General features: G+C 53.4%; 17 protein-coding genes. 15 read left to right on the forward strand and 2 right to left on the reverse strand.

Going from position 1 to position 21225, the window contains the following annotated elements; all coding sequences use genetic code 11:
- Positions 1-200: 200 nt before the first annotated feature.
- A complete protein-coding gene (locus CAFE_RS15565) occupies positions 201-977 on the reverse strand; it encodes an IclR family transcriptional regulator (protein WP_066643162.1) in 777 nt (258 codons plus the stop codon).
- A 290-nt stretch (positions 978-1267) separates the two neighbouring features.
- Between CAFE_RS15565 and CAFE_RS15570 the strand changes: the two genes are divergently transcribed.
- The 15 genes from CAFE_RS15570 to CAFE_RS15640 all read left to right on the forward strand — a co-directional run bounded on the left by CAFE_RS15570 (position 1268) and on the right by CAFE_RS15640 (position 19384).
- A complete protein-coding gene (locus tag CAFE_RS15570; RefSeq protein ID WP_066643160.1) occupies positions 1268-2452 on the forward strand; it encodes an acetyl-CoA C-acetyltransferase in 1185 nt (394 codons plus the stop codon).
- Between the two features lie 252 nt (positions 2453-2704).
- On the forward strand, positions 2705-3004 hold the full coding sequence (locus CAFE_RS15575; RefSeq protein WP_066643159.1) for an OadG family protein: 300 nt from the start codon (positions 2705-2707) through the stop codon (positions 3002-3004).
- A 52-nt stretch (positions 3005-3056) separates the two neighbouring features.
- The gene (locus CAFE_RS15580) at positions 3057-3464 is read left to right on the forward strand and encodes a biotin/lipoyl-containing protein (RefSeq protein ID WP_066643157.1); all 408 of its coding nucleotides are present in this window, start codon (positions 3057-3059) and stop codon (positions 3462-3464) included.
- Between the two features lie 12 nt (positions 3465-3476).
- Complete coding sequence (locus tag CAFE_RS15585) at positions 3477-4619, forward strand: sodium ion-translocating decarboxylase subunit beta (RefSeq protein WP_156991140.1); 1143 nt, start codon at positions 3477-3479, stop codon at positions 4617-4619.
- A 59-nt stretch (positions 4620-4678) separates the two neighbouring features.
- Positions 4679-5641: a glutaconate CoA-transferase subunit A gene (gene gctA, locus CAFE_RS15590; RefSeq protein WP_156991141.1), complete on the forward strand. Its 963-nt coding sequence runs from the start codon at positions 4679-4681 to the stop codon at positions 5639-5641.
- Positions 5641-6432, forward strand: coding sequence for a glutaconate CoA-transferase subunit B (gene gctB / locus CAFE_RS15595; protein WP_066643148.1), 792 nt, complete (start codon positions 5641-5643; stop codon positions 6430-6432). The genes gctA and gctB overlap by 1 nt, the downstream gene beginning before the upstream one ends.
- A 16-nt stretch (positions 6433-6448) precedes the next feature.
- Positions 6449-8212, forward strand: a complete 1764-nt coding sequence (locus CAFE_RS15600; RefSeq protein ID WP_156991142.1) for an acyl-CoA carboxylase subunit beta — start codon at positions 6449-6451, stop codon at positions 8210-8212.
- 375 nt (positions 8213-8587) lie between these two features.
- The gene (locus CAFE_RS15605; protein WP_156991143.1) at positions 8588-9838 is read left to right on the forward strand and encodes a sodium/glutamate symporter; all 1251 of its coding nucleotides are present in this window, start codon (positions 8588-8590) and stop codon (positions 9836-9838) included.
- Between the two features lie 223 nt (positions 9839-10061).
- Positions 10062-10844: a (R)-2-hydroxyglutaryl-CoA dehydratase activase HgdC gene (hgdC, locus tag CAFE_RS15610; RefSeq protein WP_066643139.1), complete on the forward strand. Its 783-nt coding sequence runs from the start codon at positions 10062-10064 to the stop codon at positions 10842-10844.
- Positions 10845-11028: 184 nt separating this feature from the next.
- Positions 11029-12315 (forward strand): 2-hydroxyacyl-CoA dehydratase subunit D, encoded by a 1287-nt coding sequence (locus tag CAFE_RS15615; protein WP_066643136.1) that lies wholly within the window; start codon positions 11029-11031, stop codon positions 12313-12315.
- A complete protein-coding gene (hgdB, locus tag CAFE_RS15620; protein WP_156991144.1) occupies positions 12315-13457 on the forward strand; it encodes a (R)-2-hydroxyglutaryl-CoA dehydratase subunit beta in 1143 nt (380 codons plus the stop codon). Before CAFE_RS15615 ends, hgdB begins: the two co-directional genes overlap by 1 nt.
- Positions 13458-13724: 267 nt before the next feature.
- Positions 13725-16238 carry an SH3 domain-containing protein gene (locus tag CAFE_RS15625; RefSeq protein ID WP_166525163.1) on the forward strand — a complete coding sequence of 838 codons (2514 nt, stop codon included), beginning with the start codon at positions 13725-13727 and terminating at the stop codon, positions 16236-16238.
- 61 nt (positions 16239-16299) lie between these two features.
- Positions 16300-17214: a S66 peptidase family protein gene (locus CAFE_RS15630; RefSeq protein WP_156991146.1), complete on the forward strand. Its 915-nt coding sequence runs from the start codon at positions 16300-16302 to the stop codon at positions 17212-17214.
- A gap of 160 nt (positions 17215-17374) precedes the next feature.
- The gene (locus tag CAFE_RS15635) at positions 17375-18571 is read left to right on the forward strand and encodes a M20 metallopeptidase family protein (protein WP_156991147.1); all 1197 of its coding nucleotides are present in this window, start codon (positions 17375-17377) and stop codon (positions 18569-18571) included.
- 15 nt (positions 18572-18586) lie between these two features.
- Positions 18587-19384 carry a M55 family metallopeptidase gene (locus tag CAFE_RS15640; protein ID WP_066643122.1) on the forward strand — a complete coding sequence of 266 codons (798 nt, stop codon included), beginning with the start codon at positions 18587-18589 and terminating at the stop codon, positions 19382-19384.
- 169 nt (positions 19385-19553) lie between these two features.
- On the opposite strand, the gene CAFE_RS15645 is transcribed toward CAFE_RS15640, so the two are convergent.
- Positions 19554-21086: a YifB family Mg chelatase-like AAA ATPase gene (locus CAFE_RS15645; RefSeq protein WP_330594055.1), complete on the reverse strand. Its 1533-nt coding sequence runs from the start codon at positions 21084-21086 to the stop codon at positions 19554-19556.
- Positions 21087-21225: the final 139 nt, after the last annotated feature.

Genomic DNA, 21225 nt, shown 5'->3' on the forward strand with positions numbered 1-21225 from the left:
CGGAGCTTAGCATTGCTATTCCTATTTCGACGATTTATCTCGCAAAGTTTTCAACAAAAGCTTCGTATTTAGATCACTTTTCAACATAAATGGGGGTGTTGCAAAATTTTCATTTTGCAACACCCCCTTGCTGTTATCTATCCGTTTGCGGTCTGCGTGCAGTTCCTTGTAAGCTGACAGAAATGAAAGGTCAATACCGCTTAGAATTTTCCGTAACGGTCGGCGGTGTTTTCGGCGTACCCCAGATCATAGGAAAGCTCCTGAGAGCATTGCTTTACGTCCCTTTTCAGCAGCTCGATGCGTTTTGAGTCAACGCGTGAAATCGGCGCAATCAGTCCCATGGAAGCGACAACTGACCCGTTTCTGCTGAAAACGGGCGCTCCGACTCCCATGGCGTCGCGAATATATTCCCCGCAGGAAACGGCGATTCCCTCCCTGCGGATTTTCTTCAGGTCTTCCATCAGCGTTGAAGGATTTGTGATCGTATTGTCCGCGTGCCGGCTGAGGCCGTGTTCGATAAAGTCGCGGATAAAAGAATCCGGCTGATAGGCAAGCAGGGATTTTCTGATGGCTCCGCAGTGAAGGTCGACCTCGTAGCCGAATTTTTCAATGACCTTCAGGTTGTTCGGCCCCTCCACCTTTTCCAAAACCAGGCCCTTAAAGCCCGCGAGAATCACAAGGAACGTATCCTCGCCCGTCATGGCGGAAAGCTTTCTTAAAATGGGGGGCGCCGCGTTTTGCAGCTTTACATGGTGCGTTGCGGCCATTCCAAGAGAAATCAGCGCGGGACCCAACTGATAAAGGTGCGTCCTTTCGTCCCGCGTCACGTAATTTTTGGAACAGAATGTTTGCAGAATGCGGTGGATGGTGCTGGGGGGAAGCTCCAAAGCTTCGGACAGCTCCGCAAGCGAGAATGATTTTTCCGGTTCTTTCAATGCTTCTAAAACGTTGATTGCGCGGATTAAACTTTGTATCATAATTCATTACCTTCCTGCATAATTCCTGCATGGTATTCTAAATAAAAGTATAACTCATAATTCCATATGATGCAATTCATTTAAACCCGGTTCTCAAGCCGGATTGTGACAATGAATAGAAATTGCTTGTTTTTTATTGACAGAGACGTACAACAATGCTATTATGTTTATTGAAATTCTATCATATAGAATACATTTCATAATACGAAATAGCAATTATCAAATATTTTTTTGGTATTCCTATCCTGATGAACATGACAGGGATAATTATAGAAATGGAGGAACAAAAAATGTCGAAGAAAGTGGTTCTGGCGGGTGCCGTAAGAACGGCTGTTGGAAAAATGGGAGGGTCCCTTTCCGCAGTGCCGGCTTCAACGCTCGGGTCCATCGTGATTCGGGAAGCGCTGAAAAGAGCCGGCGTTCAGCCGGAGCAGGTGGATGAAGTGCTGATGGGCTGCGTGCTGCAGGCGGGGCTTGGTCAGAATGTGGTTCGCCAGGCATCCGTCTTTGCCGGCATTCCGCAGGAAGTCCCGGCATCGACACTCAACAATGTCTGCGGTTCGGGACTGAAAAGCGTCAATCTTGCAGCGGCAATGATAGAGTCAGGCGAAGCGGACATTGTTGTGGCGGGCGGAATGGAGAATATGTCCATGGCTCCGTACTCGATCTCAAAAGCGCGCTTTGGTTACCGCATGAACAACGGAGTGCTGGAGGATCTGATGATCAAAGACGCTCTTTGGGACGCGTTCAATGATTTTCATATGGGCATCACAGCTGAAAATGTCGCGGAAAAATACGGAATTACCCGGGAAATGCAGGATGAGTTCGCTGCATTCAGCCAGCAAAAGGCGGAAAAAGCACTTGCGGAAAACCGTTTTCACGACGAAATCGTTCCCGTCGAGGTAAAACTGAAAAAACAGACCGTTCTGTTCGATACCGACGAGGGCCCCCGCGTCGGCGTGACAAAAGAGAGCCTTGCCAAACTGAAACCGGCTTTTAAACCGGACGGAACCGTAACAGCCGGCAATGCTTCCGGCATCAACGACGGTGCGGCGGCAGTGATTGTCATGAGCGAAGAAAAGGCAAAGGAGCTCGGCGTAACCCCGATGGCAACCTGGATTGCGGGGCAGTCCGCCGGCGTTGACCCGGCCTATATGGGAATCGGCCCGGCGTTCAGCACAAAGAAGATTATGGAGAAAACAGGGCTCACCGTAAATGACATGGACCTGATTGAGGCGAACGAAGCCTTTGCGGCACAGTCGCTTGCGGTTGCAAAGCTGCTGGATCTTGATCTTGCGAAAGTCAATGTCAACGGCGGGGCCATAGCCATCGGGCATCCGGTCGGTGCTTCCGGCTGCCGGATTTTTGTAACTCTTCTTCACGAAATGCAGCGCCGAAAGTCGAACTATGGCCTTGCAACGCTCTGTGTCGGCGGCGGGATGGGCGTTTCTGCGATTGTTCGCCGCGAACCGTAACCTTTCACAAAAGTTCTGTTTATAATTTGTTCATAATTTATTGCGAAAAAAACTGTATTTTCTCAATTATTATGATAGCTTCGCACTGGTTTGTATATAATATAACCAGTATGAAGTGGAATTTGTTTTATAATATGGAATTCTATGTGGCGGATTCCGAATTGTGAAAGAAGTATGTGTTAATAGTTAATTTGTGAAATGAATTCCACAATACGGAAAATCTAAATTATGTTCTTCATGGAGGTTGGCATTATGTGGACGGAAGCGAGCATGAATCTGATTCAATCGCTGACGGTATCCGGATTGGGCTTGACCATCGTTTTTCTCACGCTGATCGCACTTGCGCTGGCCATTATGGGCTTCTCCAGAATTTTCTCCGCCGCGGGAATCGGCAAAGGGACCGGTGCGGTGAAGAAAAATTCTGCCGTGCAGCAGGCGCCGACAGCTGAAAAAGAGGAAGACGACGTTCTGGCGATTCTGATTGCGGTGATCAGCGAAGAGATGAATCTTCCGGTCGATCGCTTTCAAATTACAAAGATTCGGGAAATCTGATTATAAACCCGGCTGATGTTCAGCTGATTTTTCATTGTTAGGAGAAAAGATTATGAAATACATCGTTACTTTAAACGGCAAAAAATATGAGGTTGAAGTGGAAAAGGTGGAAACCGGATTCAAACCTCTGTCAAGGTCTGCCGCAGCGGCGGCAATGAACGCACCCGCATCTGCGCCCGCTCCCGTTTCCGCACCCGCGCCGGCGCCTGCAGCACCGAAAGCAGCTCCGGCCCCCGCGCCCGCAGGTTCTTCAAATGTGACCAGCCCGATGCCGGGCTCCGTACTTGATATTAAGGTTTCCGTTGGAGACACTGTTAAGGCCGGTCAGGTTCTTGTTTTGCTGGAAGCCATGAAAATGGAAAACGAAATTGTCTCTCCCTGCGATGCCGTCGTCGCATCGATTCCGGTGAAGAAGGGCGATATGGTAGACACCGATCAGATACTTGTAACTTTGAAATAAGGAGGCTCCCCAATGAATTTTTTCTCTGTGATGGGGACGCTTCTTGAAGAATCCGGTTTTGCCGCGCTCACCTGGCAGAGCGGAGTGATGATTCTGGTCTCTTTTGTCCTCATGTATCTTGCAATTGCCAAAAAGTTTGAGCCGCTGCTTCTGCTGCCGATCGCTTTCGGAATGTTTCTGGCAAACCTTCCGCTCGCGGGCATGATGACGGAAGCGGACCCCTGGTATCATTCCGGCCTGATCAGTATCATCTATTACGGAATCAAAAGCGATCTGTTCCCCTGCCTGATTTTTATGGGTGTCGGCGCGATGACCGATTTCGGTCCGCTGATCGCGAACCCGGCCAGCCTGCTTCTGGGCGCGGCCGCACAGTTCGGCATTTACACGGCGTTTATTCTTGCAAACGCCACCGGATTGTTTACGCCCGCACAGGCGGCGGCAATCGGAATTATCGGCGGCGCGGACGGCCCCACTTCCATTTTTATCGCGAACAATCTTGCGCCGACTCTGGTTGCGCCGATCGCGGTGGCGGCTTATTCCTATATGGCGCTGATTCCAATGATTCAGCCGCCGATCATGAGGCTGATGACCACGAAAAAAGAGAGGTCCATCAAAATGGGGCAGCTCCGCAAGGTCAGCAAAGTGGAAAAAATTATTTTCCCGGTATTCGTTGTTCTGCTCACCGTGCTGCTTCTCCCTTCGGTCGCTCCGCTGCTCGGCATGCTGATGCTGGGCAATCTTTTCCGCGAGTCCGGCGTGGCTTCGCGTTTGTCCGAAACCGCCCAGAACGAGCTTTGCAATATCGTGACGATTATGCTTGGCCTCAGCGTGGGGGCGACCGCAAACGGCGAACTGTTCCTGCGCACGCAGACTATGGCGATTATCGCGATGGGACTCTTTGCGTTCGGCTTTTCCACGATGGGCGGCCTGCTGTTTGGAAAGCTTCTTTGCTTCATCACGCGCGGCAAGGTCAATCCGCTCATCGGCGCCGCGGGCGTTTCGGCCGTGCCGATGGCCGCCCGTGTTGCCCAGGTGGAGGGTGCGAAGGCAAACCCGACCAACTTCCTGCTGATGCACGCGATGGGCCCCAATGTTGCGGGCGTGATCGGCTCGGCGGTTGCCGCAGGCTTTTTCATGATGGTTTTCGGGCACTGAATCAGGCATTACTACAACAGACAGGTAATTTTTATAAATTATTTTAGGAGGTCTTTCGTTTGGGAAAAATATATTCCTTGTCAGACGCGATTTCAAAGTTCGTTCATGACGGCGATCATCTGGTTTTCGGCGGTTTTACAACGAACCGCAAGCCGTATGCTGCCGTCTATGAAATCCTGCGGCAGGGGCAGAAGGATTTCATCGGAGAGAGCGGCCCTGCCGGCGGCGACTGGGATATGCTCATCGGGGAGGGCCGTGTCAAGGCGTTTAACAACTGCTACATAGCCAATTCCGGCTTTACCAACGTTTGCCGCCGCTTCCGCAAGGCGGTGGAAGCGGGCGAGCTTCTGGTGGAAGACTATTCCCAGGACGTTCTGATGCTGCAGCTTCACGCGGCGTCTCTCGGTCTTCCGTATCTTCCCGTTCGCCTGATGATGGGCTCGGACCTGGTGGACAAATGGGGCATCAGCAAAGAGGAACGCCAGAAAATCGACAAGCTGCCGAACGACAAGTTTGTGATTCAGGACGACCCCTTCCATCCCGGACATAAAGTGGTTCTCTGCCCGGTTCCGGAAATCGATACCGCAATTATCCATGTTCAAACGGCCTCTCCGGACGGAACCTGCCGCATCATCGGCGATGAATTCCATGACGTGGACATCGCGGTTGCCGCCAAGCACTGCGTTGTCACCTGTGAAGAAATCATCAGCGACGAAGAAATCCGCAAGGATCCGACGAAGAACTCGATCCCGGGCTTCTGTGTGGACGCCGTTGTCCTGGCTCCTTACGGCGCGCACCCCTCCCAGTGCTACGGGCTTTATGACTACGATAAGAAATTATTCCAGGATTACGACAAGGCCAGCAAGACGGACGAGGATTTCAAATCCTTCCTGGACGAATGGGTTTACGGCGTCAAGGATCATGAGGAATATCTGAACAAGCTCGGCGCGGTCCGGCTGAGCAAGCTGAAAGCGGTTCCCGGCTTTGGATATTCGGTCGATATGACCAAGGAGGGTAAATAATGGCTGACTATACGAATTACACCAATAAGGAAATGCAGGCGGTTGCCATTGCAAAATCCATCCGGAACGGTCAGGTCGTTATCGTTGGGACCGGGCTGCCGCTGATCGGCGCCTCGCTTGCCAAAAGAGTCTATGCCCCGAAATGCAACCTGATTGTGGAAAGCGGCCTGATGGACTGTTCGCCGATCGAAGTTCCGCGCAGCGTGGGCGATTGCCGCTTCATGGCGCATTGCTCCGTTCAATGGCCGAATGTGCGCTTCATCGGCTTTGAAGCGAACGAGTGGCTGCACGACACGGACCGCCTGATCGCCTTTATCGGCGGCGCGCAGATCGACCCGTACGGCAACGTGAATTCCACCTGCATCGGAGATTACAATCATCCGAAAACCCGCTTTACGGGCAGCGGCGGAGCAAACGGTATTTCCACATACTCCAACACGATCATCATGATGCAGCATGAAAAGCGCCGCTTCATGGATCATATCGACTACATTACCAGCCCGGGCTGGATCGACGGACCGGACGGCCGTGCAAAAAAGGGTCTTCCGACCAACCGCGGGCCGCAGATGGTGGTCACCGACCGCGGAATTCTGAAATTTGACGAACAGTCAAAACGCATGTATCTTGCCGGGTACTATCCGACTTCTTCCCCGGAGGATGTCGCTGAAAATACCGGCTTTGAAATCGATGTGTCAAGAGCTGTCGCGCTTGATGCGCCGGATCCGGAAGTCATTCGAATGATTCGCGAAGAGATTGATCCGGGTCAGGCTTTCATTAAAGTCCCGCAGTGAATAAAGGAGGTAACGAATGAGTAATCACGAATATTCCATGCCGGGCTATTTTCAGAATATGCCCGTGGCCGGGAGCCCTTTAAGCCGGCTGAATGAAGAGAATGAAGCGGAATTCAAAAAGGTGGAAGAAGAAATTCTTCAGCTTGTAAAAGAAGCGGAAGACGCGGGCCGCTCCGACGAGTCCATCAGGCAGTCCGGCCAGATGACGGCAATGGACCGCGTCCGCGCGCTGGTTGACGAGGGCACCTGGTGCCCGCTCAACAGCCTGTATAATCCTGCCGGCAACGCGAACCATTCCACCGCAATTATAAAAGGCCTTGGCCGCATTCACGGGAAATGGGCTGTCGTGGTTGCATCAGACAATAAAAAGCTGGCGGGAGCCTGGGTTCCGGGACAGTCCGAAAACCTGCTGCGCGCTTCCGATACCGCGAAATGCCTTCATATTCCGCTCGTTTACATTCTGAACTGCAGCGGGGTGAAGCTGGATGAACAGGAGAAGGTTTATGCGAACCGCCGCGGCGGCGGAACGCCGTTTTATCGCAACGCGGAGCTGCAGCAGCTGGGCGTGCCGGTCATTGTCGGCATTTACGGCACCAATCCCGCGGGCGGCGGATACCACAGCATCAGCCCGACCGTTCTGATCGCGCACGCAAAGGCTAATATGGCCGTCGGCGGCGCGGGAATCCTGGGCGGAATGAACCCGAAGGGGTACATGGATCTGGAAGGAGCCGAGCAGCTGATCAAGGCGCAGTCGCAGGCGAAGACGGATCCGCCGGGCTCCATCGCCGTCCATTACAGCCAGACGGGATTTTTCCGCGAGGTTTACACCGAAGAACTCGGCGTCCTGGAGGCCATTAAAAAATACATGGACGATATTCCGGCCTATAACCTTGATTTCTTCCGCGTGGATGATCCGCGCGAGCCGCAGTACGACCCGAACGAGCTGTACGACGTTGTGCCGATGAACCAGAAAAAGCCCTACAATATTTATGATGTTCTCGGCCGTGTATTTGACAATAGCGAATTTTCGGAATTCAAACCCGGTTACGGCCCTGAAATCGTAACGGGTCTTGCAAAGATTGACGGTCTTCTGGTCGGCGTGGTCGCGAATATGCAGGGCCTGCTGATGCAGTATCCGGAATATAAGGAAAACGCGGTGGGCATCGGCGGCAAGCTGTACCGCCAGGGCCTGATTAAAATGAACGAGTTCGTAACGCTTTGCGCCCGTGACCGTCTGCCGGTCATTTGGATTCAGGATACGACGGGAATCGATGTCGGCGACGACGCGGAACGCGCGGAGCTCCTGGGTCTGGGCCAGTCCCTGATCTATTCCATAGAAAATTCCGGCGTTCCGCAGATGGAAATCACCCTGCGCAAGGGAAGCGCCGCCGCACACTACGTTATGGGCGGACCGCAGGGCAACAACACCAACGCGTTTTCGCTGGGCACGGCGGCGACCGAGATGTTCGTGATGAACGGCGAAACCGCCGCAGCAGCGATGTATTCCAGAAGGCTGGTAAAAGACAAGAAAGCCGGCAAAGACCTTCAGCCGACGATCGACAAGATGAACGAAATGATTCAGGAATATGTGGAAAAATCCCGTCCGAAGTTCTGTGCACAGGAAGGCTTTGTGGATGAGGTTGTCCAGCTTCCGCGGATACGCGGCTATGCAAAGGCATTTGTCAATTCCGTTTATCAGAATCCGGAATCGATCTGCGCGTTCCATCAAATGCTGCTGCCTCGCGTGCTTCGCGATTACAATACGTTCCAAAAGAAGTAAACTTGCGCGGCTCTCAGGCTGCTGCCTTCAATCAGCTTTAAATAGGGTCTGCCAAATTTATCTGTGAAAGGCGTCTGCTTTTTCCGGGAAGACAAGGGAAAGCGCGGGACGATTTCTGACGGAAAAGCTTTTCGGAATCGGAAAGGGGGAAAATAAAAACCGAAAAGCGCGGCCGGAATCAAGAGCAGCGAATGCGGAGGAATGATCTGTATTACTTGAATGCTTGATGCTTCCTTGGCAGGAACTATTGGAAACAAATAAACAAGGGGAGAAGTATTAACAATGACTCTTACGAACTGTATTCTTCGATCTGTGTTCCAAGACGGACCTTTTGCCCCGCGCTCTGCGTGCAACGAAGTAGGAGGAGAATGAATTATGGATAAAATTATGGCCTATTTCGGGACTTTCACCGCCGCAAAAGACGGTGCCGTTGCCTCTTTCAAATTCGAGTATCTGACTACGCTTTTGTTCGCTGCGATTGTTATCTTTGCAGGGCAGGCCATGGTCAAACATTCCAAGCTGCTTCGCAAATATGCTATTCCGGCCCCGGTGGTATCCGGTTTGATTTTCTCTATTATTGTGTCAGTCCTCAAGGGCTCCGGAACCATTGGCTTTGAATTCGACACAAAAATCATGAAGGACTTCACGCAGAATATTTTCTTCCTGTGCGTAGGGTTCGGTTTCAGCACAAAGATGCTGAAACATGCCGGCGGAAAGCTGTGCGCCAAAATCGCATTTGCTGCTGTTTTGCTGATTACGCTGCAGGATGTGGCGGGCGTCGCGCTCGGCAAAGTAATCGGCATGGATCCGCTGCTCGCGCTGCAGTGTTCTTCCTCGGCTATGTCCGGCGGTGTTGGAACCGCATCCGCTTTCGGTCCTATTTTCAAAGGCTGGGGCGCAGACGCTGCGACAACGGTTGGCGTCGCCGCAGGTACAATGGGCAATATCATGGGCTCCGTCATCGGCGGCCCGGTCGCGGCATTCCTGATCGCCCGCTACTCGCTGAAGGCTGACCCGAATGATAAACCGGCGGAGCTGGCGACCGGAAAGGTCAATCCGCTGGAAAACCACAGTATGGTAAGAGCGTTCGCAATGCTGCTTCTGCTTGCCGGACTCGGCATGCCGATCTATTGCCTGCTTGACAATATCCCAATGATTTCCATGCCGAAATTCATCGGCTGCCTGTTTGCCGGCGCGATCGGCCGCAATGTACTGGAGGCCACTCACCAGAATACTTACGAGCCTGAAGTCAATGCCCTTGAGCACATGTTCCTGGAACTTTACCTGGCTCTGGTGCTTATGACCATCGACCTGACTAAGCTCGTTTCGGTTGCAGGCCAGATGGGCATCATCCTGCTGATGCAGGCGGTTCTGATCGCTGTGTTCGGCATCTTCATTTCGTTCAGACTCTTCGGCAAAGACTACGGCGCAGCGGTCATGACCGCCGGCAATATCGGTTGGGGCTGCGGCTCCGGTCCGAATGCGGTCGCGAACGAAAAAGCGATCATGGACGAATATGGCTGGCACAACATCGCATGGGTTCTTTATCCGTCTTTCGCTGTTATCATAGACGATATTTACAACCCGATTTTCCTTTCGGTTTTCGGCAGCCTGTTTAAGCACTAAAAAGACGATACGTATCACCTGATTTTCTGAAATCACTTGAACCCGAAGAAAGTTCGGAGTAGAGTATGATTTGGCATGACGGCCGCTGCTGCGAACGGAAACGTAACCATGCGGCGGCCGCTGCCGCGTCTTGGGGGGGCCGGATCGAAACCATGCCTTCGGGGCGTCGGCCGTATGCTGGCAAAAACGTTCACGAAAATTCATCTTTCTAAGGAAGGTAATTATGAATACGCTTTATACGATGGGAATCGACATCGGCTCGACGGCCTCAAAATGCGTGATCCTGAAAGACGGAAAAGAAATCGTCAGCAAATCGCTGGTTTCCGTCGGCGCAGGTACCAGCGGGCCTTCGAGGGCGATCGCGGAGGTGCTGGAAAACGGCGGTCTGAAACGAGAGGATATGGCATTTGTTCTGGCCACCGGATACGGCAGAAATTCCCTTGAAATCGCGGATAAGCAGATGAGTGAGCTTAGCTGCCACGCGCACGGCGCCCATTTTCTCTTTCCGAATGTGCATACGGTGATCGACATCGGCGGTCAGGACGCGAAAGTTCTTCATGTCGGCGACGACGGGAATCTGGTCAATTTTGTCATGAACGATAAATGCGCGGCCGGAACCGGAAGATTTCTGGATGTTATGGCGCGTGTTCTGGAAGTTGACGTCGGCGATCTCGCGGGGCTTGGGGCAAAATCTCAGGTTCAGGTCGAAATCAGCTCCACCTGCACCGTGTTTGCGGAATCGGAGGTTATTTCCCAGCTGGCGAAAGGGACGGACCGCTGCGACATTATCGACGGAATCCATCGCTCGGTTGCCGGCCGGGTCGGGGGGCTGGCCCGCCGCGTCGGAGTTCAGCCGGACGTCGTCATGACGGGCGGCGTCGCAAGAAATTGCGGAGTTTTGCACGCGCTCGAAAAAGAGCTGAATACAGAAATTCAGACGTCTCCGCTAGCCCAATATAACGGCGCACTGGGCGCCGCGCTGTTTGCTTTTGAAAAATGCAGGTAAGATCCTTTTGCCTCTTACAGGGATGATTCACATAAGTCTGCACTCCAAACGTGCAGCGACCGTCATGCTGTTTTGGCAGAATCCGTATCGAAACAAAATTCACATCAGTCCGTGAAAATACTCTATATCGCTTTAGCAAAAGATTCTGCCGGCAGCGCAATAACAGTTAGGAGGAAGCTATTTAATGAACGACAAGGAGAAGGCGGAGCAGGCCCCTGTTTCGGCAGAGGCGGCTCCCGTCAAGAAGAAGAAAACTCAGTCTCCCGGTGTTTTGGCTCTGCAGAAGGTCGTCAATGATGTTTATCAGGCGGCCCGCGACGCGAAAAAGGAAGGGAAACTTGTCGGATGGTCTTCATCCAAATTCCCCTGCGAAATTGCCGAAACCTTTGATTTGAATGTCGTGTACCCCGAAAATCAGGCCGCGGGCATCGCCGCGCACCACGACGATACACGTCTCTGCACGATCGCCGAAAACGAGGGCTACGACGCCGATATCTGCTCTTACGCCCGCATCAATCTTGCCTATGCGATGGGCAACGAGACGACAAACGAGGGCAGGCGGATGCCGATGCCGGATTTCGTCCTTTGCTGCAACAACATCTGCAACTGCATGACAAAATGGTATGAGAACATCGCCCGCATCCACAATATTCCCCTGATTATGGTCGACATTCCCTATTCCAATTACCCGGAGGTCGACGACGACTTTGTTGCCTATGTTCGCGGTCAGTTCGATATCGCGATCAAACAGCTCGAGGAGCTGACGGGTAAGAAATTCGACGAGGAGAAGTTCAAACGCGTGTGCGGATACGCAAACCGCACGGCGAACGCTTGGCTGAAGGTCTGCGATTATTTGCAGTATAAGCCGTCCCCGATGTCCGGCTTTGATCTGTTCAACCACATGGCGGACGTCGTTACCGCGCGCGGGAAGAAAGAAACGGCAGAGGCGTTCGAACTGCTGGCTTCCGAGCTTGAGGAGAACCTGAAAACCGGAAAATCGACGCTGCCTTTCCCGGAACAGCACAGAATCATGATGGAAGGCATTCCACCGTGGCCGCATCTGCGCGAGCTGTTTAAGCCTTTGAAAGAGCATGGCCTGAATGTAACGGCGGTTGTTTACGCCCCTGCGTTTGCGTTCCGGTTTAACGATGTGGAAGGCATGGCGCGCTCTTATGCCGTGGCCCCGAACAGCGTCTGCCTCGAAAAGGGAGTCGACTGGCGTTCGCAGCTGTGCAAGGACAATAAGGTTGACGGCGCTCTCGTTCATTACAACAGAGCCTGCAAGGCTTGGTCCGGCTATATGCCCGAAATGCAGCGCCGCTGGCAGAATGAGCTCGGAATTCCGGTTGTCGGCTATGACGGCGACCAGGCCGATTCCAGAAACTTTAACGCGGCCCAGTATGAGACCCGCGTGCAGGCTCTTGTTGAAGCGATGGAAGAAGCCGACAGGAAAAAGGAGAGTGGAAAGTAATGGCGATTGCGGAAAAATTAGCGGAATTCAGAAAAATTGCCGACAATCCGAAGACACAGCTGGAGCATTATAAGTCAAAAGGGATGAAAGCCGTCGGCGTTATGCCTTACTTTGCCCCCGAAGAACTGGTTTTCGCCGCCGGAATGTTCCCCGCGGGGATGTGGGGTTCCAACACCAAGTCGATTTCCCGCGCGAAGGAATACTGTGCAAGCTTTTACTGCTCCCTGGTGCAGCTTGACCTTGAAATGCTTCTGGACGGCACGATGGACGGTTTGGACGCGGTGATTACACCGACCTGCTGTGATACGCTCCGCCCGAATTCCCAGAACATCAAGGTCGCCATGAAAAACAAAATGAAGGTTATCTTCCTGGCGCATCCCCAGAACCGTTTCCCCGAATGCGGCGTGAAATACACGGAATCCTGCTACAAAAAAATCCGTGCGGAACTGGACGAGGTTTCCGGCCATAAGACGACCGATGAAGAGATTCAGAACGCGATTAAGGTTTACAACCGTTCCCGCGCGGCCCGCCGGGAGTTCGTAAAACTGGCCGGGGCACACCCCGAGGCGGTTTCCGCGGTCATGAGGAGCGGTGTTTTAAAGGCTTCCTATTTTATGCTGAAGGATGAATACGCCGACAAGCTGGAAGCCTTGAATGCGGAGCTGAAAGCGCTTCCGGCTTCCGACTGGAAGGGCGTCAGGATCGTAACTTCCGGCATCATCTGCGATAATCCCACGCTCCTGAAAATCCTTGACGATAATAAATGCGCGATTGTTGCCGACGATGTGGCTCAGGAAACGCGTTCCTTCCGCTGCGATGCTCCTGAAGATGACGCGGACCCGATCCATGCGCTGGCAATCCAGTTCAGGAATCAGGATTACGATATTCTTCTCTATGACAAGTTCTCGAGCCAGAACCGCCGCGGCGAGTACGTCGCCAAGATGTGCAAAGACAATCACGCCGACGGCTTAATCCTTTTTATGCAGCAGTTCTGCGATCCGGAGGAAATGGAGTATCCGTACCTAAAAAAAGCCCTGGATGCGGCCGGTATTCCTCATATCCGTCTGGGAATCGATCATCAGATGCGCGACTTTGGTCAGGCTCAGACTGCGATTCAGGCGTTTGCCGACGTTCTGGACTGACGATTGCTTGTTTATAACAACTTATTTTCCTGATCCATCAAAAAGGCGGTCTCTGAAAGGAGGCTGCCTTTTTGCATTCGGGAATCAAGTTTGCCCAGTATTGCCGCGTATTTTCGGCCGGGTAGAAGAGAGCTGAAAAAAGAGAGAAAGGGTTGCTTCTTGTCATATTTTAGTTTATAATCAAGACAGATTTTATAACTTTTAGTAATAACTTGGATGAGAATAATCATGACATTAGGTGAAAAGGTTCCACTTGGAGTGAATCGAATGAAGAAAAGAACCGTACTGAAAAAAACAATTTCAGCAGTCTGCGCGGGCTGCCTCGTCCTGTTTTCCTTCCCTCTGCCTTTCGGCGCGGCTTCCGCGAAGGCAAAAACGACGGATTATTTAAATCTGCGGCGGGGCGCCGGGACAAATACGAATGTTATTTTGACCATATCCAAAAATACTACGGTGACCGTTCTTGATAATTCGGATGCCCAATGGGCCAAGGTGCAGACGTCGGACGGCAAAACGGGATACTGCTTTAAGCAGTATCTCAGCTTTTCATCCGGCTCAACCACGACTTCCGGTTCAGCCGCCGTGACTGCAAAAACGACGGACAACCTGAACCTGCGGCAGGATTCTTCCCTGAGTGGAAAAATACTGATGGTTCTTGCCAAAGGGTCCTCCCTTACGGTTCTGGACAATTCCAATTCAAGCTGGGTGAAGGTTCAGACGCAGAACGGGGCGCAGGGCTGGTGCAGCCGTGCTTATCTGACGGTTTCCGGCGCGGCCGCCCCGCCGGAAACCAACACCTCTTCTTCCGCCGCAACGGCAAAAACCACCGATTACCTGAATCTGCGTTCCGGGGCCGGGATGAGCAACAAAGTGCTGCTCACATTGAGCAAGGGAGTCAGCGTCACGGTTCTGGACAACTCAAATTCAGACTGGGTGAAGGTTCGCACGCAGAACGGCACACAGGGCTGGTGCAGCCGCAAATACCTGACCGTTACAGGCGGAACGAACACCGGAACGAATTCCTCATCCTCTACGCCGCCGTCAAGCTCATCAGCCTTATCTTCTCAGTCTTCATCTTCCCAGCCGTCGTCGTCATCTTCGTCGTCCGGCAGCAATGGTTCGGGGGGGACAGATACCGAAACGAACTCAGGAGTATCCGGAATCAAGGGAGCAACCGTAACTGCCGACGTGCTGCGTTTGCGGGAGCAGGCGAACACATCCTGCAAGGTCCTCTCCAATCTTGTCAACGGCACAAGCCTGCAGGTGCTCGGCGCGCCGGCTTCCGGATGGGTCAAGGTACAGACTCCGGACGGCAAGACCGGATATGTGAGCACGGATTATGTAAAAATCATCTATTCCGACGGCACTTCGACGGGCGGAAGCACTGATACAAATCAGGGCGGCGGAACGAACGCGTCTTCTCTTTCGCTTTCGTCCGGTTCACAGACGGTGCCGGCCGGAAAGACTTTATACCTGAAAGCTTCAACCAGCCCGAGCAATGCGGATGTCAGCTGGTCAAGCAGCAACACCTCCGTCGCAACGGTTATAAACGGGTATGTGACCGCCGTATCAAAAGGCAGCGCGGTCATCACCGCAACCTCCGGAACAGAAACCGCCACCTGCGGCGTCACGGTATCGGATGCCGAACCGGTCCGAACGGCTTATGCGTCGCCCAATATTGCAGGGCCGGGCGAAACCGTTACTTTGACTGCGATTACGGACTCCAGCCGTGACGGGGTCAGGTTTTATGTTACCAAACCGACGGGGATTACAAGTTCCATAGACGCCGTCAGCAGCACGCAGGAAACGACAAACGGCGTAACGACCAAAGTGTGGAAGGCGAGCGCTACTTTCAGTGATCCGGGCAATTATACCGTGCTTGCACAGTCGCGGGCCGGTGGGGTTTACACCACCGCGGGTTTCACCACAAGCGCGTATATCACGAAGCAGGCCGATAAATCCGTCACATCCTCCGAGGAGCTTCGTGTCAGCGACGAAATGATTCAGCTGATTTCCAAGTGGGAAGGTTACCGCGCGTGTGTTTATACGGATACCATTGCGTCCAGTCAGATCCCCACAATCGGCTACGGCTGCACATTGGCGGCAAACGCCGAGTTTTACAACGGGGTGAGCGAAACCGAAGCGTGGTCCATGATGGTCAACCGGATCAACGGCTCGTCTTATACTTCCGAGCTGAATAAGATGATTCGGAACAACGGGTTTTTAATGAACCAGTATCAGGCGGATTGTCTGATCAGTTTTGCCTACAACGTTGGTTCCGGGTATTTCAACAGTTCCACTGAGATGGATTTTATCAAAATTATGAAGAATGCGGTCCGGCCTCCGGATTTCTCCTCCGGAACCACATATGAGGCGACGGTCACGGAAAACACCCAGGTCAGGAGTAACAGCGGAATCATGTCCGCACAGAACGCGTCCGTGACGGCGGGAACGGCTGTTGTTGTTACGGGCGGTGATTTTTCCGACAAAAAGGACGGCTGGTATCAGATCAAACTGACCGACGGAACGGTCGGCTGGGTCAATTCCGGGTATGTCAGCCTCGCGAATTCCTCCAGACTTGTCCATGACCTTGCTTATACGAACGCCTATGCGATGGGGACGGAGCTGATTCGCTGGAACCAGGCGGGCGGCAAATTCTACACCGGGTTGTTCTATCGCCGCCTGGGGGAAGTCAACGTCTACAATTACGGGGATTACAGCGCGGCCCGATACAACAAGTACGGATATGGGTACCCGAGCGCCGCGGCTTCGCTTCAATAAAGTGAAATGACGGTTGCCGCGGCAGACGCACAAATGATTGATCGTGACAGGAGCTTTAAGAATGATAAATCCGAAACCGCTGTTCCCCGGGGCGAGGGTCGCGCTGATCGCGCCGTCGGGTCCGGTGCCCCCCGAACGCCTGGAGCCCGCCGTGCGGTCGGTAGAGAAACTGGGACTCGTGCCGGTCGTTTATGAAAGCTGCCGAAGTGCTCACGGATATCTCGCCGGAGAGGATCAGCTGCGGGCCGATGATCTGAATCATGCGTTTGCAGACAGAAGCATTGATGGTATCCTTTGCATTCGGGGCGGATACGGCGCTCAGCGGATATTAAAGAAACTTGATTTTTCCTGTATTCGAAAGCATCCAAAGTTTTTTTCCGGTTACAGTGATGTTACCACCCTGCATATTGCGCTGAACCAGCTCTGCGGTTTTATTACCTATCATACGCCGATGCCTTCCACGGAGCTGTACGACGGCGCCGACGAATACACCATGAAAAGCCTGAAAAGGGTGATGTTCGGCGATTCGGCCGGCACGCTGGAGAATCCCGGATCAATGGAGCCGGAAGTTCTTGTGCCCGGGTGTGCCTGCGGGCGCTTGACCGGCGGGAATTTGTCGCTGGTGGCTTCTTCCCTCGGCACGCCTTTTGAAATTGATACCCGAGGCAAAATCCTGTTTCTGGAGGATGTTGATGAGGAACCTTACCGGATCGACCGGATGCTGACACAGCTTTTGCTGGCCGGCAAACTGAACGACTGCGCGGGTCTGATGTTCGGGTACTGGACCCGCATCGAGGCCGAACAGCCCGACCGTTCCCTGACTCTCTTACAGATTTTCAGGGAACTGATTGTGCCGCAGGGGCGGCCGGCTCTGATGAATCTTGCCTGCGGGCACAGCCTGCCGTCGATGTCTCTTCCAATGGGGAAAAAATTGAAAATGGATGCTTCGGCAAAAAAGATTTCGATTCTAAGATGATTTATTATTTTATTTTTCTTGACAAATATGAAGAAAAATTTTATAGTAGTTGAGACAAAGATGCCGCAGTGATTTTCTGGGGCATCTTTTGCTTTTTTGAATATGGGACATTTTCCGAAGTTCGGCTGCATTTGTTGAAAGAAAAGTGAGGTGTCGGCAAATGGAGGTAGATTTTCTGAAGCAGGCCGCGCAGGAGATGAAACCATGGCTTTCCCGGACCAGGAGGGACTTTCACATGCATCCCGAACTGGGAAACAAGGAATTTCGGACCAGCCGGATCATTCAGGATTCTCTGAGTGAATTCGGAATCGATTTTCAGACCTATGAAGACAGCACCGCGGTTGTCGGGCTGATTTGCGGGGCCCACGAGGGGAAAACCGTGGCGATTCGCGCGGATATGGACGCTCTTCCGATTCAGGAGGAAAACGAGGTGCCGTATCGATCACTGACTCCGGGCGTGATGCATGCCTGCGGGCACGACGCTCATACGGCTGTTCTTCTGGGAACCGCCTGTTTGTTTTCCCAGTACCGCGAACAACTGCACGGCAATATCCGTCTGTTGTTTCAGCCGGCGGAGGAAACCACCGGCGGGGCGGAGAAAATGGTAACGGCGGGCTGCATGAAAAATCCGGATACGGACTATGTCATCGGCCTTCACGTATCGAGCCATCCGGCCGGAACCATCGAGATCAGAAAAGGCGCCGTATATGGGGCGAGCGACCAGATTGATATCCGGGTGCTTGGCAAGCAGGCCCACGGGGCTCATCCTGATACCGGGGTAGACGCAATCGCAATTTCGGCGCAGGTTGTCACGGCTCTGCAGAACCTGGTCAGCCGGAAAATTTCACCGGTCGACTCCGCCGTTTTTACTATTGGCAAGATTCTCGGCGGAGCACAAAGGAATATCATAGCCGACGAGGTTCAGATGGAAGCGACGCTGAGGACTTTATACCCGGAGACCCGGATATTCGCAAAAGAGCAGATAACGAAAATTGCAAAGGGCGTCAGCGCTGCGCTGGGCGGCCGGGCGGAGGTTGATATCCGGGAAAGCTATCACTCCCTGTTCAATACGGACCGGGTGGTGGATGTGGTTCGCGGCGCGGCGGCGGAACTTGTCGGCAAAGAAAATTTGCTGGAGGATCCGTTCCCCAGTCTTGGAGTCGAGGATTTTTCATATTTTCTGGATGCCGCGCCGGGTGCTTTTTATTGTCTGGGCACAACCAATCCATCCAAGGAAATTACATGGCCGGCCCATTCGTCACGTTTTGACATCGATGAGGACTGCCTGCCGACCGGCGTTTTGCTGCATATTCTCACGGCGCTTCGTCTTTTAAACGGAGAAGCGGAAGAAACCTGATTTAGGAGGATTATCATGAAATTGTATCTCAGCGCGGATATTGAAGGAACCGCGGGCGTTGTTAAATGGTCGGAAACCGAACCGGAAGATCAATATTACCCGTACTTTGCAAACGAGATGACGCAGGAAGTGCGCTGCGCCTGCGAAGGCGCCATGGAAGCCGGTGTCAACGAAATTCTGGTCAAGGACGCGCACCATACCGCCACCAATATAAATCCCGAAAAGCTGCCTGAAATTGTTAAGATCATGCGCGGCTGGACGCGAGGCCCGCAGGAGATGATGGCCGGTGTTGACGGCGGTTTCGATGCTGCCGCAATGGTTGGGTACCACAGCGCGAGCGGGACAAATGGGAACCCTCTGGCGCATACGATGAACACCCAGAACGAATCTGTTACCTTAAATGGGCGGCTTGCCAGCGAATTCATGATCAACGCATACACGGCGGCGTATTATAAAGTGCCTGTCGTATTTGTCAGCGGGGACCGGTCTTTGTGCGAAAGCGCGAAGAAGCTGATTCCGTCCATCACTGCCGTACCTGTCAGCGAAGGAATCGGCAATGCTTCCGTATCCCTGCATCCGGCCGCGGCGCAGGGAGCCATCCGGAAGGGTATGCTTCAGGCCATGCAGGGGGACCTTTCCGAATGCCTGTTGAAGCTTCCGGAATCCTTTGAGGTTTCGATTCTGTTTCATGTACATGACAAGGCCTATTATGCGTCCTATTATCCGGGCGCCCGGTCGGATGGCTTGAAAACGGTCACCTTTCACGCTTCAGATTATTTTGAGGTGCTTCGTTTTCTTCTGTTTGTTCTGTAAAGATTCATACACTGAGGCCGCCGGAATCGCTTCCGGCGGCCTCAGACCGTCAATAAAGTCGCACAGCCGTAAAATTGCGTTTTACTTGCGGCGTTGGCTGCGACCGAGAGAATGTTCCCTTCCTTGCGGTACGAAACCTTCCGGCTGTGCCGGGAGTGACTTTCCCTGATTAAAGTTCCTTTAGCCAATATTTTCGATCAAGGCTGCGGTATTGCACCGCTTCCGCCACATGGGCGGATTCGATGGCGTCACTGCCGTCCAGGTCCGCGATCGTTCGGCAGACCTTTAAAATCCTGTCGTAAGCCCTGGCCGAAAGCCCGAGGCGGTCGAAAGCTTTTTTCAAAAGATTGCGGCCGGGATCGCTCAGACGGCAGAATTCGTGCAGCCGGTCCGGCCTGATTCTTGCGTTGCAGGTGATGCCGGTGCCGCGAAAGCGGTCGTTCTGGATTCGGCGGGCGGCGTTTACCCGGGTCCGGATTGATTCGGAGCTTTCCTCCGTGACGCGGGAGTCCAGCTGTTCAAATTCGACGGGGGGAACTTCAATGTGCAGATCAAGGCGGTCAAGCAGAGGACCGGAAACCCGTGAAAGATAGCGGGAAACGGCCTGCGGCGAACAGGTGCACCGGCGCGTCGGGTGACCGAAATAGCCGCAGGGGCATGGATTCATTGCCGCGACAAACATGACGGAGCAGGGATAGCTGACCGTGCCGCCGACCCGTGAAATCGTTACGGTTCCGTTTTCGATCGGCTGGCGAAGAACCTCCATGGAGCTTCGTGAGAATTCAGGCAGTTCGTCAAGAAAGAGCACGCCGTTGTGCGCCAGTGAAATTTCACCGGGCTTTGGGATGCTTCCGCCGCCGGAAAGGCCCGCGGGGGACACCGTGTGGTGCGGAGAGCGAAACGGCCTGACCTGAACCAGCGAAACACCGGGTGGGAGAGTCCCCGCGATGGAATGAATCTTGGTTGTCTCGATTGTTTCCTCGAAGGTCATTTCTGGAAGGATGGAAGGAATCCTGCGGGCCAGCATGCTTTTTCCGGAACCGGGCGGACCGATCAGCAGGGCGTTGTGCCCGCCCGCGGCGGCAATTTCCAGGGCCCGTTTTGCTTCTTCCTGGCCGCGGACGTCCGCGAAATCCGGGCAGTTCTGCGGATTGCCGCACTCGGCGGGAGAGGGCTGCGCGGGCGCGATCTGCCCGCCGCCGTTCAGGTGTTTGAGCAGTTGGGGAAGATCCGTGACGGGATAAACCTCGATTCCCTGGATTACCGCCCCTTCGGCGGCGTTTTGCTTCGGTACGAAAAAGCGCCTGAAACCCTCCTGCCGCGCGCGTATCGTCATGGGAAGAATACCGCGTACGGGCCTGAGCTCCCCGGTCAGGGACAGTTCCCCGATAAAAACGCTTCCCTCAAGGTCCGCGGCAAGCTGGCTGCTGGCTTTCATCAGGGCAATAAACAGCGGCAGGTCATAAATCGGGCCTTCCTTACGCTTATCGGCCGGGGCAAGATTTACCGTTATTTTACTGACGGGAAAATCGAATCCGCAGTTTTTCATCGCGGACCTGACCCGGTCGCGGGATTCCTTGACCGCCGCATCCGGAAGTCCAACCACTTCAAAGGAGGGCAGACCCGAAGACAGGTCCGCCTCCACCTCCACAGGGAATGAATCCATGCCGTACAGTCCCATGCTGTATAAATGCGAAACCACTCTGCAGCCCCCTTTTTTGACAATAACAAATTCATTATACCCATTTCGGTAAAAATCCGCAATAGAATTCTGATCCGGAACAGACGTTTCGAAGAATTACATTGACTTCTTGACCGGCGTAAGGTATGATGAGAGCATA

The sequence above is a fragment of the Caproicibacter fermentans genome, from assembly GCF_009746625.1.
Lineage (GTDB): Bacteria > Bacillota > Clostridia > Oscillospirales > Acutalibacteraceae > Caproicibacter > Caproicibacter fermentans.